General features: G+C 76.6%; 12 protein-coding genes and 1 pseudogene. 2 read left to right on the top strand and 11 right to left on the bottom strand.

What is annotated here, in order from left to right:
* Window positions 1–29: 29 nt before the first annotated feature.
* Window positions 30–773 carry an SDR family oxidoreductase gene (locus KPL57_RS65385; RefSeq protein ID WP_226359481.1) on the bottom strand — a complete coding sequence of 248 codons (744 nt, stop codon included), beginning with the start codon at window positions 771–773 and terminating at the stop codon, window positions 30–32.
* A gap of 44 nt (window positions 774–817) precedes the next feature.
* Between KPL57_RS65385 and KPL57_RS65380 the strand changes: the two genes are divergently transcribed.
* Window positions 818–2,044 (top strand): putative glycoside hydrolase, encoded by a 1,227-nt coding sequence (locus KPL57_RS65380; protein WP_226359480.1) that lies wholly within the window; start codon window positions 818–820, stop codon window positions 2,042–2,044.
* Window positions 2,045–2,058: 14 nt separating this feature from the next.
* Here KPL57_RS65380 and KPL57_RS71650 read toward each other — a convergent pair whose 3' ends face one another.
* From KPL57_RS71650 to KPL57_RS65335, 9 genes are all read right to left on the bottom strand, one after another.
* Window positions 2,059–3,174: a glycosyltransferase family 4 protein gene (locus KPL57_RS71650; protein WP_226359479.1), complete on the bottom strand. Its 1,116-nt coding sequence runs from the start codon at window positions 3,172–3,174 to the stop codon at window positions 2,059–2,061.
* On the bottom strand, window positions 3,171–4,052 hold the full coding sequence (locus KPL57_RS65370; RefSeq protein WP_226359478.1) for a methyltransferase domain-containing protein: 882 nt from the start codon (window positions 4,050–4,052) through the stop codon (window positions 3,171–3,173). The genes KPL57_RS71650 and KPL57_RS65370 overlap by 4 nt, the downstream gene beginning before the upstream one ends.
* A complete protein-coding gene (locus KPL57_RS65365; RefSeq protein WP_226359477.1) occupies window positions 4,028–5,560 on the bottom strand; it encodes an oligosaccharide flippase family protein in 1,533 nt (510 codons plus the stop codon). The genes KPL57_RS65370 and KPL57_RS65365 overlap by 25 nt, the downstream gene beginning before the upstream one ends.
* A gap of 1 nt (window position 5,561) precedes the next feature.
* On the bottom strand, window positions 5,562–6,587 hold the full coding sequence (locus tag KPL57_RS65360) for a hypothetical protein (protein ID WP_226359476.1): 1,026 nt from the start codon (window positions 6,585–6,587) through the stop codon (window positions 5,562–5,564).
* 32 nt (window positions 6,588–6,619) lie between these two features.
* Window positions 6,620–7,807, bottom strand: a complete 1,188-nt coding sequence (locus KPL57_RS65355; RefSeq protein WP_226359475.1) for a glycosyltransferase — start codon at window positions 7,805–7,807, stop codon at window positions 6,620–6,622.
* Between the two features lie 47 nt (window positions 7,808–7,854).
* Window positions 7,855–8,739: a class F sortase gene (locus tag KPL57_RS65350; RefSeq protein ID WP_226359474.1), complete on the bottom strand. Its 885-nt coding sequence runs from the start codon at window positions 8,737–8,739 to the stop codon at window positions 7,855–7,857.
* A 3-nt stretch (window positions 8,740–8,742) separates the two neighbouring features.
* Window positions 8,743–9,642, bottom strand: a complete 900-nt coding sequence (locus KPL57_RS65345) for a DUF4397 domain-containing protein (RefSeq protein WP_226359473.1) — start codon at window positions 9,640–9,642, stop codon at window positions 8,743–8,745.
* A gap of 144 nt (window positions 9,643–9,786) precedes the next feature.
* A complete protein-coding gene (locus KPL57_RS65340; RefSeq protein ID WP_226359472.1) occupies window positions 9,787–10,392 on the bottom strand; it encodes an HNH endonuclease in 606 nt (201 codons plus the stop codon).
* A gap of 240 nt (window positions 10,393–10,632) precedes the next feature.
* Window positions 10,633–12,633, bottom strand: a complete 2,001-nt coding sequence (locus KPL57_RS65335) for a glycosyltransferase (protein ID WP_226359471.1) — start codon at window positions 12,631–12,633, stop codon at window positions 10,633–10,635.
* Between the two features lie 63 nt (window positions 12,634–12,696).
* Here KPL57_RS65335 and KPL57_RS65330 point away from each other — a divergent pair.
* A pseudogene (locus KPL57_RS65330) lies at window positions 12,697–13,630 on the top strand (IS5 family transposase).
* Here KPL57_RS65330 and KPL57_RS65325 read toward each other — a convergent pair.
* The gene (locus KPL57_RS65325; protein WP_226359470.1) at window positions 13,579–14,850 is read right to left on the bottom strand and encodes an O-antigen ligase; all 1,272 of its coding nucleotides are present in this window, start codon (window positions 14,848–14,850) and stop codon (window positions 13,579–13,581) included. The pseudogene KPL57_RS65330 and the gene KPL57_RS65325 sit on opposite strands and share 52 nt — an antisense overlap.
* Between the last annotated feature and the right edge of the window lie 29 nt (window positions 14,851–14,879).

The following is a 14,879-nucleotide window of genomic DNA, read 5'->3' as shown; positions in this document are numbered from 1 at the left end:
TCGCGCGTTGCGCAACCGAACGATGACCGTCAGTGACGATCGCGACGGCCGAGCATCCGCACCACCGGGCCCAGGACGCGACCCGCGGCGTCCCGCAGCCGGGTGTCGGGCACCTCCACCACCGCGGTGTCCCGCCGCTGCGCGTCCAGCGCGGCCGACGCCACCTGTTCTGGGGTTGCCCACCGCCACGCCGGGACCCAGGACACGTCCTCGCCGTGCCGCTCGTGGAACGGGGGCCGGGTGAACCCCGGGCGCACCACGGTCACCCGCACCCCGTGTGGCGCCGCCTCGTGGCGCAGCGCGCCGGCGAGCGCCTCGACCGCCGCCTTCGTCGCCGAGTAGACGGGGGTGCCCGCCGTGGGGTGCACCGCCGCCGAACTGGACACCATGACGATCCCGCCCCGGCCGCGGCGCAGCATCGAGGGCAGCGCGGCCCGCGACAGCCGCGCCACGGCGGTGAGGTTCAGCGCGACCTGGGCGTCGATGTCGTGGTCGGTGTGCTCGGACAGCGTGCCCGGCCCGGCCGTCCCGGCGTTGTTCACCAGCAGCCCGACCGGGGCCTCGGCGATCGCCTGCTCGGTGGCGACCAGACCGGCGTCGGTCCCCAGGTCGGCGACGAGTGTCCGGGACCGCGGCACCCCGGCGGCGACGTCGCCGAGCCGCTCCGCGTCGCGCCCCACCAGCAGTACCGGGACCCCGCGGCGGCCCAGCTCCCGGGCGAACGCGGCGCCGATCCCGCTCGACGCGCCCGTCACGACCGCCTGTTCCGTCATCACGGTCCCTTCCGTCCCCCACGCCCCGGGTCCGGGATCTTGGCATGATCGGAGGTGTGTGTCACCGCCGCGTCCTCGTCACGCTCGTGCTGGTCGTGACGGTGCTCGCCGGCTGTGCCGCCGCGGCCGCTCCCCCGGCACCGTCGGGGACCGAGCCCACGAGCGCCCCCGCGGTGTGCGGGCTGTGGCTCGCCACCGGTGGCACCCCGACCGACGAGCAGGTCCGCTACGCGGCCGGGCGCTACGGCGTCGTCGTCCTCAACGCCTGGGACACCGACGTCGCGCGACGGCTGCGCGCCCAGGATCCGGGGATCGTCCTGCTCGTCTACAAGGACCTGTCCTCGACCCGCGGCTACGCCGAGGTCGGGCTGCACGGCGGGCTCCTGCCGACCGGCGTCGACGGCGCCACCGCCGACCCGGCCTGGTTCGCCACCGACACCGCGGGCCGGCGCATCGAGTGGGCGCCCTACCCGCAGCACTGGCAGATGGCGGTGTGGGACGAGGCCTACCAGCGGGCCTGGACCGAGCGCATCGTCGCCGAGACCGTCCGCGACGGCTGGGACGGGGTGTTCGCCGACAACGACATGTCCTCGCTGCGCTTCTACTCCGACGCCGTGGTCGCCGGGACCCCCGACCGCAACGGCACCGACACTCTGCTGCGCGACGGCCTCGACGCGCTGGTGACCCGCGCCGGGACCGCGCTCGGCGAGCGGGGCAAGGTGCTCGTGCCGAACCTGTCCGAGGCGCGGCTGTTCCCCGGCCGCTGGACCCGGCACGCGCGCTTCGGCGGGGCGATGGAGGAGAACTTCGCCCAGTACGGCGAGGACGGCGCCCTCACCACCTGGCAGGGCCACCAGTGGGCGGAGATGCTCGCCGCCCCGCCGCAGGACCTGACGCTGCTGGTCACCGCGACCGCCGGGCGGCCCGAGGCGCGGCCCGGCGCGGCCGAGCGGGCCGGGTTCGCCGGGGCCGCGCTGCTCGGCGGGCCGTCGCGCTCCTGCTGGACGCCGTCGACCACCCGGGACTACTCCCTGCCCGAGTGGTCCGGCTACCGGTCGCTCGGCCTGGGCGCGGCGACCGGACCCGCGGTCCGCGACGGACGCACCGGTGTGTGGACCCGCGGTTTCGCCGGCGGCTGGGTGGCGCTCAACCCCACCCCCGACGACGCCGAGGTGGCGGCCCCGGGCGGGCTGCGGACCGTCGACGGGGGCCGGATCGGGGACACGGTGAGCATCGGATCCGCTGACGCGACGATCCTGGTGCGACGCTGACCCGCCCACCCCGGTCAGCCGAGCAGCGAGCGGTAGAGCGCCAGGTGCGACCGGGCCGACGCCGCCGCCGAGTACCGCTCGGCGGCCCGGGCGGCGAGCAGCTTCCCGGTCAGGCCCGGGTCGGGGTCGGCGAACAGCGCGCGCAACGCCGTCGCCAGTGACTCCGGGTCGCCCGGGGCGGCGGTGAAGCGGGCGGCGCCGGGGGCGGCGAGCATCGTCGTGGTGTCGCCGGTGTCGGTGGCGAGCACCGGCTTGCCCGCGGCCATCGCCTCGATCACGACCAGCGGCTGCTGCTCCATCCGCGACGGCACGACGACGGCGTCCGCGGCACGCATCAGCTCCGGCACGTCGGTGCGGAACCCGAGGAGCCGGATCCGGCCGCCCGAGGCGGCCGCGCGGGCCTCGATCGCGGCGCGCTCGGGGCCGTCGCCGACGACGGTCAGCGTCGCGTCGGCGGGGAACACCCCTGGCCGCTCCATCGCGTCGATCAGGTCGGTGATCCCCTTGCGGGGCAGCAGGAGCCCGGCCGTGAGGAGGTGACGCACCGGCCCGGCGGGCGGATGGGGCGGGCCGAGGTCCAGGCCGTTGTCGATGTGCACGAGGCGGCGCGCGGGCACCCGCAGCCGCCCGGACAGGAACTGGCGCATCGGTTCGGCGCAGACCACGGTGCGGTCCAGCACCCGCCCGACGACGGCGTCCGCGGCGAGTGTCGCGCGGGTGTAGCGCGACGGGGCGGGCGCTGCGGCGGTGCCGCGGAACCACGCCTCGCCGACGTCCTCGGGGACCCCGTGGTAGGTCTGCAGCAGCCACGGGCGGCGGCGGCGCCACGCCGTCGTCGCGAGGACGAGGCCGGCGCGGCGGTCGTGGGCGTGCACCAGGTCCGGACCCCAGTCGTCGATCCGGGCGAGCAGCGCACGGGCCGCGGCGACGTCGGTCTTGTCCCCCACCCCGGACTCGGTGAACACCTCGGCCGGCACGCCGGAGCCCCGGGCGGGCAGCGGGCCGAACACCCGGACCGTGGCGGCACCGGTGCGGTGGAGCTCCCGGGCCAGCGTCAGGCACACCTCGACCGGGCCGCCCCGGTCCTGGGTGAGGACGAACGCGACCCGCGGCGGCCCCGCGGGGCTCACTGGGCGCCCCGGTACTCGCCGGGCATCGCCGACGCGGGCAGCGGGGTGTCCGAGCGCGCCCCCAGGAACCACACGCCGCTGGCGCCGTCGGACTGGAAGGGCTCCGGGATGACCCGGTCCAGCAGGCGCAGCCAGAACAGGGCCAGCCGCACCGCCCGCCCGGCGGCGCGGGAGCGGGTCAGGCCGGTCACGACGGCGCCGATCGTCCAGATCAGCTGCACGCCGGGCCCGCCGACCACCCCGGACCCGACGCGGTCGAAGTCACGGAACAGCCAGCGGTGGCCGGACTCGGTGAACCGGGTGAAGTCGTAGGGGCCCTCGTGGACCTGCTGCAGGAACGGCGTCTCGGCGTAGACGAGACCGCCAGGGACGAGCACGCGGTGGATCTCGGCGACGACCGTCGCCGGATCGAGCACGTGCTCCAGCACGGCCTGCACCACCACGCCGTGCACGACTCCGGCGGCGAACGGGATGCGGTGCCCGTCGGCGACGAACTGCACGTGCGGGCTCGCGTAGATGTCGAAGGCGAGGACCTCGACGCCCGCGTCGGAGTAGAGCCGGTCCGCGCCGTTGCCGATCTCCCCGCCCCCGACGACGAGCACCGTCGGGCGGGGGTGCCGGGCGCGGAGCCGGTCGAGGAACACGTCGAGGTTGCGACGGGTGCCGCTGTCGGGGTTGGTGATCCGGCGCAGGTTCCGGCGCAGCGCGGCGAGCGCGCCGTGCCCCCGGTCGATCTCGCTGGCGGCGCCGCCGGCGAGCAGCCGGTCCCGGTCGAGGACGCTGGTGGCGAAGTCGACGTACACCGGGGTGCCGCCGACGTGGAGCGGCTCGTCGGGCCACTCGACGAACGCGCTCAGCCGCTCTGCGGGTGCGAGCATGTCCCCACCTCCGGGTCGGTCGGGCGGGCCCCGTCGTCCGGGGCGTCGCGAAGTCCACCGCGCAGGTCGCGCAGCAGGTCGAGGTTGGTCAGCGCGGCGACGGCGGCCACCGTCACGACGACGACGGTGCCGGCCGCCAGCAACGCGGGCACCGAGGCCGGGTCGTCGGCCCCCGCGGCGCGGACGGCGAGGTCGGCGAGCTCGCCCGCGGCGAGCGCCGCGGCCAGCCCGCCCACGGTCCGCAGCACGGGCCACGGCCGGGGGAGGCCACCGGCCCGGTACAGCACGAGCAGCGCGGGCGGGACCACCAGCCACACCGCGACGAGCTGCGCCCAGGCCGTCGCGACGACGCCGTGGGGGACCAGCAGCGCCAGCCCGGCGACCAGCAGCGCCAGGTGCGCGAGCTGCAGCAGCAGGTAGGCACCCGGCCGGTCCACGGCCCGCACGACCTCCTGCAGCATGTACTGCAGGCCGAAACCGATGCCGTACCCGCAGAGCACGACGAGCACCGGGGCCGCCGGGGCCCAGCGGCCGTCGAGCACGACGATCCGTTCGGCGAGCAGGGCGAAGGCCACGTAGGGCACCCCGGCGAGCACGAGCAGCGCCCGGACGAACCGGGTGACCGCGGGCCGCAGGTCCCGGCGCTCACGGCGCAGCCGGGCGTACACCGGGAACGACACCGCACCCAGCACCAGCGACACCATCACGTACGGCGCCCAGGCGATCCGGAAGCCCAGCGAGTACACGCCGACCGCGTGCGGGCCGAGCGTGCGGGACACGGCGAGGTAGTCGACGTTCACCAGCAGCACCGCGACGACCGCGCCCGGGCCGACGACCCGGGTCCAGCGCAGCGCCTCGGCGGCGGCCGCAGTGTCCCAGCCGGGGCGGATCCGCACCCCGGCGGCGATCCCGAGCAGCGGCAGCGCGACCGCACCGGCGAGCAGACCGACCGGCAGCGACAGCGCGCCGAACCCGCCCGCCGCGAGCGAGACCGCGAGCACCGAGGAGACCAGCGCGGACCCGACGTCGGGGACCATCCGGCGGCGGAACTGCAGGCTCCGGTGCATGAGCCCCATCTGCACGCCGCCGGCCGCGGTGAACGGCAGCGACAGCGCCGCGATCCGCACGAGCGGTTCGGCGTGCGGCGCGCCCATCGCCGCCGCGATCGGGGCGGCGCCGAGCAGCCCGGCCAGCGCCAGCAGCACCCCGATGCCGACCGAGATCGTCATGAGGACGCCGGCCATCGTGCCGGGGTCGCGGTCGGTGCGGGCGACGATGTCGAAGACGCCCATCGACTGCACGACCTGCCCGACGCCGATCAGCGCCACGGCGACGGTGACCAGGCCGAGCTCGGACTCGGTGAGGAACGCGGCGAGCACGACCATCAGGACGATCTGGCTGCCCTTGGCCAGCAGGTTGACCAGGCCGAGCCACAGGGTCCCGCGGGTGGCGCTGCGGGCGAGACCGGAGGCGGAACCGGTGTCGGCCCCGGTCGGGGTCACGGTCATCTCAGGACACGACGGCGGCGAGCACCCGGGTGCCCGGGCGCAGCGAGCGGACCACCGCGTCCAGGTCGGCCCCGTCGGCGGCCCGGTCGACGACGAGCACGAGCGACTCGTCGGCCTGCCCGCCCGCACGGCCGCCGGGTTCCCGGGCCAGGTCGGCCTGCAGACCGAGCACCGCGTCGGCGACGCCGGGCGACCCGGCAGCGACCTGGACCGGGCCGCCCGCGGCGCGGGCCAGCACGAGCAGGCGCTCGCCGGCGTCGGGGTCGCGGGCGCTCAGCACCGGGACGATCCCGTGCCCGGCCGCGACCAGCGTCGAGAGCACCGAGCGGCGCACGTCCCCGCGGCGGGCACGCATCCGGCCGACCAGCACCACGGCGGTGCCCAGCCCGGCGAGCGTCCCGGCGATCAGGCCCAGCCCGACGCCGAGGGTGAGGTCCGGGCCCTTCTCCAGCAGGGTGGCCTGCCGGTCGAGGACCCGCAACGTCCCGGCCGGGGCGAGGAGGTCGGCGGCGGCGACGCGTCCGGCGAAGGCCTCGGCCAGGCGCGCGGCGAGCTCCGGGGACCCCGCCGAGACCGACACCCGGGCCACCCCGGAGCCGGCGAGCAGCTCCACCGACACGTCGTCGGCCAACTCGGTGGGGGCCGGGCCCCCGGGCACCGCGGCGGCGACGGCGTCGAGGGTCGACGGGGAGGTCACCAGGTCCGCGATCGAGGGCATCGCCAGGGTGACGACCTCGCCGTAGCTGGTGGACACCCCGGACTCGCTGATCAGCGCGGAACCGGTGGAGCCCGAGGGCAGGGCGAGCAACCCCACCCGACCCTCCCAGCGGCCGGGCAGCGCCGCGAACACCCCCGCGACGAGCGCAGCCACCAGCAGGCCCACGAGCACCGCGACCGCGGCGACGCGCAGTCCCGGGCGGCGGGGCCCGGCGGCCGTGGCCGTGCGGGTGGGCGGCGGCGGGGCGGGGTCCACGGGCGTCGTGCCCGGGGCGTACCGATCGCGCACCACACCGTTCGACCTGCTCACCGCGTTCCTCCCCCACCGAGCGGTCCTGTCGATCACCCGGTTACTCCTGACTCGCTCCCCGCCGTCGATCCGTTTCCCGGAGCCGTCTCCGGCGGGGATGACGTGGGCCACTCGCCAGCGGCCAGCTCGGCGACGATTCCGACGATCCGGGCCGTCATCCGGCTCCGGTCGAACAGCTCCTCGGCCCGGGCGCGGGCCGCCCGGCCCTCCCCGGCGGCCAGGCCGGGCGCGGCGAGCCGCAGGGCGATCGCGTCGGCGAGCGCGGGCACGTCGCCGGGCGGGACGGTCCGCCCGGCCGGTCCGACCGCCTCGGCCATCCCGGTCACCGCGAAGCCGACGACCGGTCGGGCGCTGGCCATCGCCTCCAGCGCCACCAGCGGCATGCCCTCCCACCGCGACGGCAGCACCACGACGTCCGCGGCCCGGTGGTACGGCGCGGGGTCGGTCGTCGGCGGGTGCAGCAGCACCGAGTCCCGCAGCACCGGGTCGGCCGCGCAGCGTGCCCGCAGCGCGTCGGCGTCCGGTCCGTCGCCGACGACCAGCAGCCGCGCACCGGGAACCCGGGCACGGACCGACGGCCAGGCGTCGAGCAGCAGGTCCTGGCCCTTCTGCTCGGTGACCCGGCCCAGGCACAGCGCCCAGGGCCCCGGTCCGAGGCCGAGCACGGAGCGGGCGTCGTCCGGCCCGCCCGGGGTGAACCGGTCGAGGTCGACCCCGTTCGGGACGACGACCGCGGCACCGCCGATCCCCGCCGCGCGGCCGGTGGCGAGCTCGTCGGCGGAGACGCACAGCAGCAGGGAGGTCCAGCGGGCGCCGACCCGTTCCCAGGTCCGGGCGGCGCGGGCGAGGGGCCCGGCGACGGCGTCGAAGGACCAGGCGTGCGGCTGGACGATCGTCGGGACCCGACCGCGGACGGCGAGCCGCCCGGCCAGCCCGGCCTTCGACGAGTGCAGGTGCACGACGTCCGGTGCGGTGCGGGCCACGATCCGGGCGAGCGCGCGGACCTCCGCGAGGACCGACCGGCCGGGCGAACGGGTCGCCTGCCAGGTCCGTACCGGCACACCGGCACCGCGGGCGGCGTCGGCGAGCGGACCGTCGGGGCAGGCGAGGCTGGCGTCCCAGCCGCGGTCGTGCTGGTCGGCACACAGCGTGCGCACGACGGCGGCCACCCCGCCGTCGACGGGCTGGCTGACGTGCAGGACGCGTAGGGGGCGGCTCATCGGGGCTCCGCGGGGTGCGGTCGGTGGCGGCGTGGCGGCATGGAGGTTCAGTGGACGGACGCGAACACGACGACGTTGTCGGTGTAGGAGCGGACGGCACGGTCGAACGACCCGCCGCAGGTGATCAGCCGGAGCTGGGCGTTCGCGGTGCCGCCGTAGACCTCGGCGGCGGGGAAGGCGTCCTTCGGGTAGGTCGCGACCCGGTCGACGGTGAAGGTGGTCCGCCTGCCGTCGGTGCGCGGGACGACGATCTGCGCGCCGACCGGGATGTCGCGCAGCCGCCAGAACACCGCGGGCCCGGCGACCGAGTCGACGTGCCCGACGATCACCGCGGGCCCGGCCTGGCCGGGCCGGGGACCGGCGGCCCACCAGCCGATCCGGCCGAAGTCGACCGGGGCGCCGAGCGTCCCGTCCGGGCCGACGACCAGCTGTTCCGGTGCGCCGGCGGTCAGTCCGATCGCGGGGACCACCAGCCCGGACGGCGGCGCCACCGGACGCGCGGCCCGGGCTCCGGTCGTCGCGACGGTGGCGGCGCGGGTCGCCTCCGGGGCGGACGGCCCGGTGACCGAGGCGGCGGTGACCACCGGCGGCGACGACGGCCCCGGCTCCGCCGCCGGGGTCAGCACCGGGACCAGCGGCAGCGCGAGCACCGCGGCGGCGACGGCGGCCCGGGCCGCGGGCCCGCCCGGGGTTCGGGCGACCCCGGCGCGCGCGGACACGCCCACCCCGGACGCCGCCGCCCGCAGCCGCCGGACCGGCCCGGGCGGGGTCCGCAGCGGCGGGGTCCAGGCGGGGGCGGTCGGCGCGCGCAGCGGCGCCCGCCAGGGCAGGCCGGTCGCGTCGAGCCACGTCGGGTCGGGGGTTCCGTCGGGACGGGTGCCCTCGGTGCGGGTGCCCTCTGTGCTGCTGCTCTCGGTCCGCGACCCGGCCACCGTTCAGCCCCTGCGGCGGGCGGCGCGGAGCACCGAGGTCCCGTAGACGAGGACGGGCGCCGCGAGCAGGCACAGCACCAGCGGCAGCACGCCAGGGCCGTCGTCGTCCGCCGTGCCGCCGGCACCGGCGGGGACGCCGCCGCGGGGCGGCGGGGCGCCGCCGTGAGCGGCGGCGGGCGCGGGGCCGACCGGCAGGCCGGGGGTGTCGGTGATCGGGTGCGCCGTGAGCGCCCCGCCGGGGCCACCGGTCACGACGACCGTGGTGACCGACCCGGCGCCGACCGGGAGCTGTGCGGCCTCGGTCGCGGCGCCGGAGGACAGGCGCACGTCCCAGGTGCGGGCCGCGACGGTCGCGTAGTCGGTGACGGCGCCGTAGGCGAGGTCGGTCGCCAGCCGGGGGCCGCCGACCGCGAGGGCCTGCAGCGGGGTGGGCGTCCGGACACCCTGGACGATCCGGACCCGGCCGGAGCCGGCGGCGGGCGCGGTCAGGTCGTCGGGGACGAGGTCACCGCGGACCTGGCCGGAGCCGGTGTCGAAGAAGAACAGCGACTGCGTGGTGCCGGGTGCGATCTGCAGCCCCGCCGACAGCGGTGCCGGCCCCGCCGGGTCACTCCCGACCGGGCGCATGGTCACCGTGTAACGCCCCGGGACGAGCCGCAGGTAGCCGGTGACGTCGCCGTACGCGGCGTCCCGGGCGACGACCTGCTCGGTCGAGCCCGCGCCCTCGGGGCCGGAGATCGTCGCGACGACGGCGCCGGTCCCCGGCGACAGGTGGCCGAGTCGCAGCTGCCCTGTCGGCTGCGCCGCGCCCGCGACCGGCGCGAACGCCAGTCCGACCGACATCGCGAGCAGGATCGTGCCCACGAGGACGGCGGCCCGTTCACGTCCGCTCCGCCCGTGCATCCCGCTCTCCCCCCGCCCCGTGTCCGGCTCGGTCGCCGAGCCCGTCGCATTACTGAATGCAACGATCTCGCCGGCGCGACTACCCACGATCAGGGCATAGTGGCCAAGTTCATCACTCTGCGTGCCCGACCGTGGACGAGCGGCTCACGCGGCGGCGGTCAACCACGGTTCCCAGGCCGACAGCGGCTCCACCGCGAGCACCAGGACCCCGGCCCCGTTGCGGGCCGGCGGTGCCGGAGTGGTGCGCAGCGTCCAGCCGATCTCCTCGATCAGCCGGTCGGCCTTGCGGGAGTTGCAGGCCTTGCAGGCGGCGACGCAGTTCTCCCAGCTGTGCGCCCCGCCGCGGCTGCGCGGGACGACGTGGTCGATCGTGTCGGCACGTTTGCCGCAGTAGGCGCAGCGGCGGGCGTCGCGACGCAGCACACCGGCCCGGGTCATGGGGACGACGCGGCGGTAGGGCACCCGGACGTAGCGCGACAGGCGCAGTACCGACGGGGCGGGGAGCGAGAGGGACTCGGAGCGGAACTCCGCCCCCTCGAGCGCCTCCTGGAGGCACTCGGCCTTGCCGGAGAGCAGCAGGCAGATCGCACGTTTCGACGTGACGACGGCCAGCGGTTCGAAGCTGGCGTTGAGGAGCAGGACCCGGGACCCCGCCGGGATGCGAGCCGTGGTCGACGGCTCGGTCCCCGGTGCCGGGACGGGATCGTCGGGGAGCGGGTCGACCGCTCTCAGGTCGCCAGGGACGATCATCTCGGCACCACTGGGGACGGGTTGTCGGTACGGCACGCGACCACCTCCGGAACGCACGAGGTCCGTGATGTAGTCGACCATACGGAAGCCCGGTTACGCGAGGGTGATAACGCGCCCTCGGGGAGGTGACCGCGCGGCGCGGGCGCCCCGGGACCGCCCACCCGCCCGCCGGTGCCGCACGACGGCCCTCCGGGTCCGCGCGACCGTTCGTCGGACCGGACCGGACCGGACCAGGTCAGGTCAGGTCAGGACGACCGCCAGCACCCGCTCCCGCTCCGGGACGGCCGTGAGGACGCCGGTGAGGTCCTCGGTGCGGGTGCGCCGCGGGTCCGCGAGCGCGACGACCGCGCCGGGCCGCGCCGGGCCGGCCACCGGACCGTCGCGCAGCGCGAGTGCCTCGGTGATCCGCCGGGCGTCGGTCTCCAGGCCGGGACCGGCCGGCACCACCCGGGTGCGGTCCGGCCCCGCCAGCAGCCGGATCCGGTCGACGAGCACCGGGTCCGCCGCATCCAGCACCGCGACCGGGCCGCGGCCCGACGCGGCGACGGCGCGCAGCAGTCCCGAGTTCGGGGTGGCACGTCGGCGGGGCAGCAGCGCCGCACCCGTCACGACGGCGACGACGATCCCCGCGAGCAGCGCGAGCGCCGCGGCCAGCGTCGTCGAGGTGGCGACCGGGGTGACCGCGGCCCGGGTGTCGACCGGCACCAGCCGCCCGGCCGGGTCGAGGACGTCGGCCGCCACGACCTGGTCGACGACGGCCTCGGCCAGCGCCTCCGCACGGCCCGGGTCGGGGTCGCGCACCGAGATCCGCGCCAGCCCCGACGCCGGGACCAGCTCGACCGACACGGCGCGGCGCAGCTGCTCGGGGTCGGGACCGCCGGGCACCGCCGCGGCCGCCCGGCCCAGCAGCGACGGCCCGGTCACGATCTCGGGCAACGCGGGCAGGGCCAGCGAGACGACCTCGCCGTAGCTGGTCGAGACCACGGGGCGGGCCGGGTCCAGCGAGACGGTCGCTCCGACGTCCGGGCGGGCCACCAGCGTGACGCTGGCCTGCTCGGTGATCGGTCCGAGCGCGACGGCCAGCAGCACCGCGGCCGTCGTCGCGAGCCCGGCCAGGGCGGCCACGCCGGCCAGCCAGAACCGGCCGGGCCCGCCGGCGCCCGCGGCACGGGCGTCGTGGAGCAGCGCGTCGTAGTCGGCGGCCAGCGCGACCGGGTCGTGCTCGGCAGCCACCCGGGCCCGCCCGGCCGCGGCCGGTGCCCCGCGGCGGCGCGGGTCGGCCAGCCCGTTCAGCGCGGCGGCGACCGCGGCCGGGTCGCCCGGCGGTACGAGCAGCCCCGCCGCGGGTGCGTCGGCGCGCGGGCCGAGCGCCTCGCGGACCCCGTCGACGTCGGTGGCGACCACCGGGAGCCCGGCGGCCATCGCCTCCAGGACGGCCATCGGCAGGCCCTCCCAGTCGCTGGTCAGCACGGCGACGTCGGCGGCGGCGAGCAGGGTGGGCATGTCGTCGCGGGCGCCGAGGAACCGCACCCGGTCACCCAGGTCCGCGACGCGTTCCTCGAGCCCAGCGCGCAGCGGGCCGTCCCCGGCGAGCAGCAGCACCGGCCCGCCCGGCACCGCGCGCCAGGCGTCGAGCAGCACGTCGTGGCGCTTCTGCGGGACCAGCCGGGCCGCGCACAGCGCGACGCCGACGTCGTCGGGCAGGCCGAGGGCACGCCGGGCGTCGGCCCGGGCGGGCAGCACCGGCGGGGTGACGGCGTTGCGCAGCACAGCGATCCGGGTGTCGTGCAGGCCCGCGGCACGCAGCCGGTCGGCGACCGCCGCGGACACCGCGACCACGACGTCGGCGGCGCCCGACAGCAGCCGGGCCGCGGCCGGGTAGTCGTCGGCGGCGACGCCGTGGAACACCGTCACCAGCGTCGGTCGGCGGCGCCGGGTGTGCGCGGCGAGCCGGCAGACCAGCCCGACCAGCACGTTGTGGGCGAGCACGACGTCCGGGCGGTGCCGCCGGAGGGCGGCGGCCACGGCGAGGGCCCCGCGCAGGATCCCCACCGGGGTGCGGCGTACCAGCGGCATCGTCTCGGTGCGGTACCCCTGCGCGGCCAGCTCGTCGGCCCGCACCCCACCCGAGGACAGGACCACGGTGTCCCAGCCGAGGCCGGTCCCGTGCCGGGCGAGGTCGGCGACGACGCGCTCCGCTCCCCCGGTCCCCATCTCGTTGACGACCTGCAGGACCTTCACCGGATCGCTCCCTCGCTGCGCAGGCCCACGGCGCAGGCCGCGGCGGTCAGAGCGTGTTTGGAAATGGTGGGTGTGTCGGGATGGTCGACACGGCTGGGGTGCTCCATCGTGGTCGGCATGCAGGAACGACCGCGCCGGTACCCCTCGGACACCAGTGATGCCCAGTGGGTGGTGATCGAGCCGTTGTTACCGCCGCTCGCGCGGCGGGGGCGGCCTGTTGCTCATGCTCGTCGGGACGTGCTGGACGCGATCTTGTATGTCGTGCGGACCGGGTGTGCCTGGCGGGCGTTGCCGGTGGACTTCCCGCCCTGGCAGACCGTCTACTGGTACTTCAACCAGTGGGAACAGCAGAAGGTCACCGAGAAGATCCTCCCGGTCGTGCGGGGGCAGTTACGTATCGCCGAGGGCCGTGATCCGGAGCCGAGTGCGGGGATCATCGATTCCCAGTCGGTCAAGGGCGCCGACACCGTCGGCCAGGACTCCCGCGGCTACGACGCCGGGAAGAAGACAGGCGGACGGAAACGGTTCATCGTGACCGACACCCTCGGTCTGCTGCTGACCACGATGGTGTGCTCGGCCTCGGTACAGGACCGCGACGGCGCCAAGCCGATCCTGCTCAACCTCTACCTGCGCACCAGGGTGCGGTTCGTCTACGCCGACGCCGGCTTCGCCGGGCGACTGCTCGACTGGGCCGCCACGATCCTGCAGACAACGATCGAGATCATCCGCAAGCCACCCGAGCAGCGCGGATTCACCGTCCTCCCACGAAGGTGGGTGGTCGAACGGACCCTGGCCTGGCTCACCGCACACCGACGCCTGGCCCGAGACTACGAACGCCACCCCACCACATCCGAAGCCATGATCCGCTGGGCCGCGATCAACACCATCACCCGCCGCATCGCCCGTGGATACCCCGCCACCCGCCAGCAGAAACACACGACACCCTCAACCCACTAGAATTTCCAAACACGCTCTCAGTGCCCACAGGGGCATGTAGTACTGCTCGGACAGGAACGTCGAGGCGACGCAGACCGCGATGAGCGCGGTCTGCACGGCCAGCGGCAGCAGCCGCCCGGGGCCGGGGCCGGCGGCCCGGACCGCCCGCTCGGCCGACCACAGCGCCGCCGCGATCATCCCGACGAAGCCGGCCAGACCGAGCACCCCGAGCTCGGCGGCGACCTCGACGTACATGTTGTGGGCGACCGGGGTCTGCTCCTCCAGCTCGGCGTTGTGGGACGCCGCGAGGTAGTGCGAGCGGAACCCGCCGGGTCCGACGCCGAGCAGCGGTTGCTCGGGCAGCAGTGTGGCCGCCACCTCCCAGCGCAGCGCCCGGCTGTCGATGTTGGAGGCGGCGACCTGGTCCTTCTGGGAGAGCGCGCGGCCGACGTCGTCACCGAAGCCGGCGACCAGCCCGACCCCCGCGACCACGACGGCGACGGCGGCCGCGGCGAGCACCCGGGGCGCGATCGCCCCGCGCACCGTCAGCCACACCATGGCGACGACGAGCGCGATCATGCCGCCGCGGGACACGGTCACCGCCGCCCCCAGCACGAGCAGCACCAGCAGCACCCCGACCAGCACCTGCGCGGCCCGGGGTGCGCGCTCAGGCCCGTCCCGGCGCGGACGGCGCAGCCACAGCGCGAGCAGCAGCGGCACCGCCGAGACCAGCACGTAGGCCAGGTCGTTGGGGTCCTCCAGCGGCCCGGTCGCCCGCGGCGAGCCCTCGATGAGGAAGCTCCACAGGGCCCCGCTCGCGGCGACGGTCGCGCCGGTGACCGAGGCCCACACCGGCACCCGCACCGGGACCTCGCGGGAGCAGACGTCGATCAGCACCGTCACGGTGACCAGGAACGACACCCAGCGCTGGGCGTAGCTCATGGTGAAGGTGTCGCCGGCGTGCACCGCGGTCGAGGCGAGCACGGCCACGGCCAGCACGGCGAGCGGCACGTGGACCGGGTGGAAGCGCGGCAGCCGGAACGGGCGCAGCCGGGCCACCAGCCACACGAGCACGAGCGTCGCCGCGGGGAGCTTGGTGACGACGTCGTTGATGTCGAGCAGGTAGCCCTCGCAGGAGGCCACGCCCACGGTCAGGAACACGAGCCCCTGCAGCAGCCGGGCCAGTGGCGTGCGGGTGGCGATCTCCTGCACCAGCGGGGTGCCGGGCCGCGGGCCGGTGTCCCGCAGGACTATCCCGGCCGGTGCGGTCTGCTGCACCATCCCGCCTCCGCCCGCCGCCCGCCGTGATC

The organism is Pseudonocardia sp. ICBG601 (assembly GCF_020496245.1).
The sequence above is the reverse complement of the archived record's forward strand: the minus strand, read 5'-3'. Positions and strand labels throughout refer to the sequence as shown.

What these genes read in the sequence shown, in the direction of transcription:
- KPL57_RS65380 (WP_226359480.1), top strand. Translation starts at nt 818, where the DNA reads ATGATCGGAGGTGTGTGTCACCGCCGCGTCCTCGTCACGCTCGTGCTG.
- KPL57_RS65345 (WP_226359473.1), bottom strand. Translation starts at nt 9,642, where the DNA reads ATGCACGGGCGGAGCGGACGTGAACGGGCCGCCGTCCTCGTGGGCACG.
- KPL57_RS65340 (WP_226359472.1), bottom strand. Translation starts at nt 10,392, where the DNA reads ATGATCGTCCCTGGCGACCTGAGAGCGGTCGACCCGCTCCCCGACGAT.
- KPL57_RS65370 (WP_226359478.1), bottom strand. Translation starts at nt 4,052, where the DNA reads ATGCTCGCACCCGCAGAGCGGCTGAGCGCGTTCGTCGAGTGGCCCGAC.
- KPL57_RS65325 (WP_226359470.1), bottom strand. Translation starts at nt 14,850, where the DNA reads ATGGTGCAGCAGACCGCACCGGCCGGGATAGTCCTGCGGGACACCGGC.
- KPL57_RS65355 (WP_226359475.1), bottom strand. Translation starts at nt 7,807, where the DNA reads ATGAGCCGCCCCCTACGCGTCCTGCACGTCAGCCAGCCCGTCGACGGC.
- KPL57_RS65385 (WP_226359481.1), bottom strand. Translation starts at nt 773, where the DNA reads ATGACGGAACAGGCGGTCGTGACGGGCGCGTCGAGCGGGATCGGCGCC.
- KPL57_RS65365 (WP_226359477.1), bottom strand. Translation starts at nt 5,560, where the DNA reads ATGACCGTGACCCCGACCGGGGCCGACACCGGTTCCGCCTCCGGTCTC.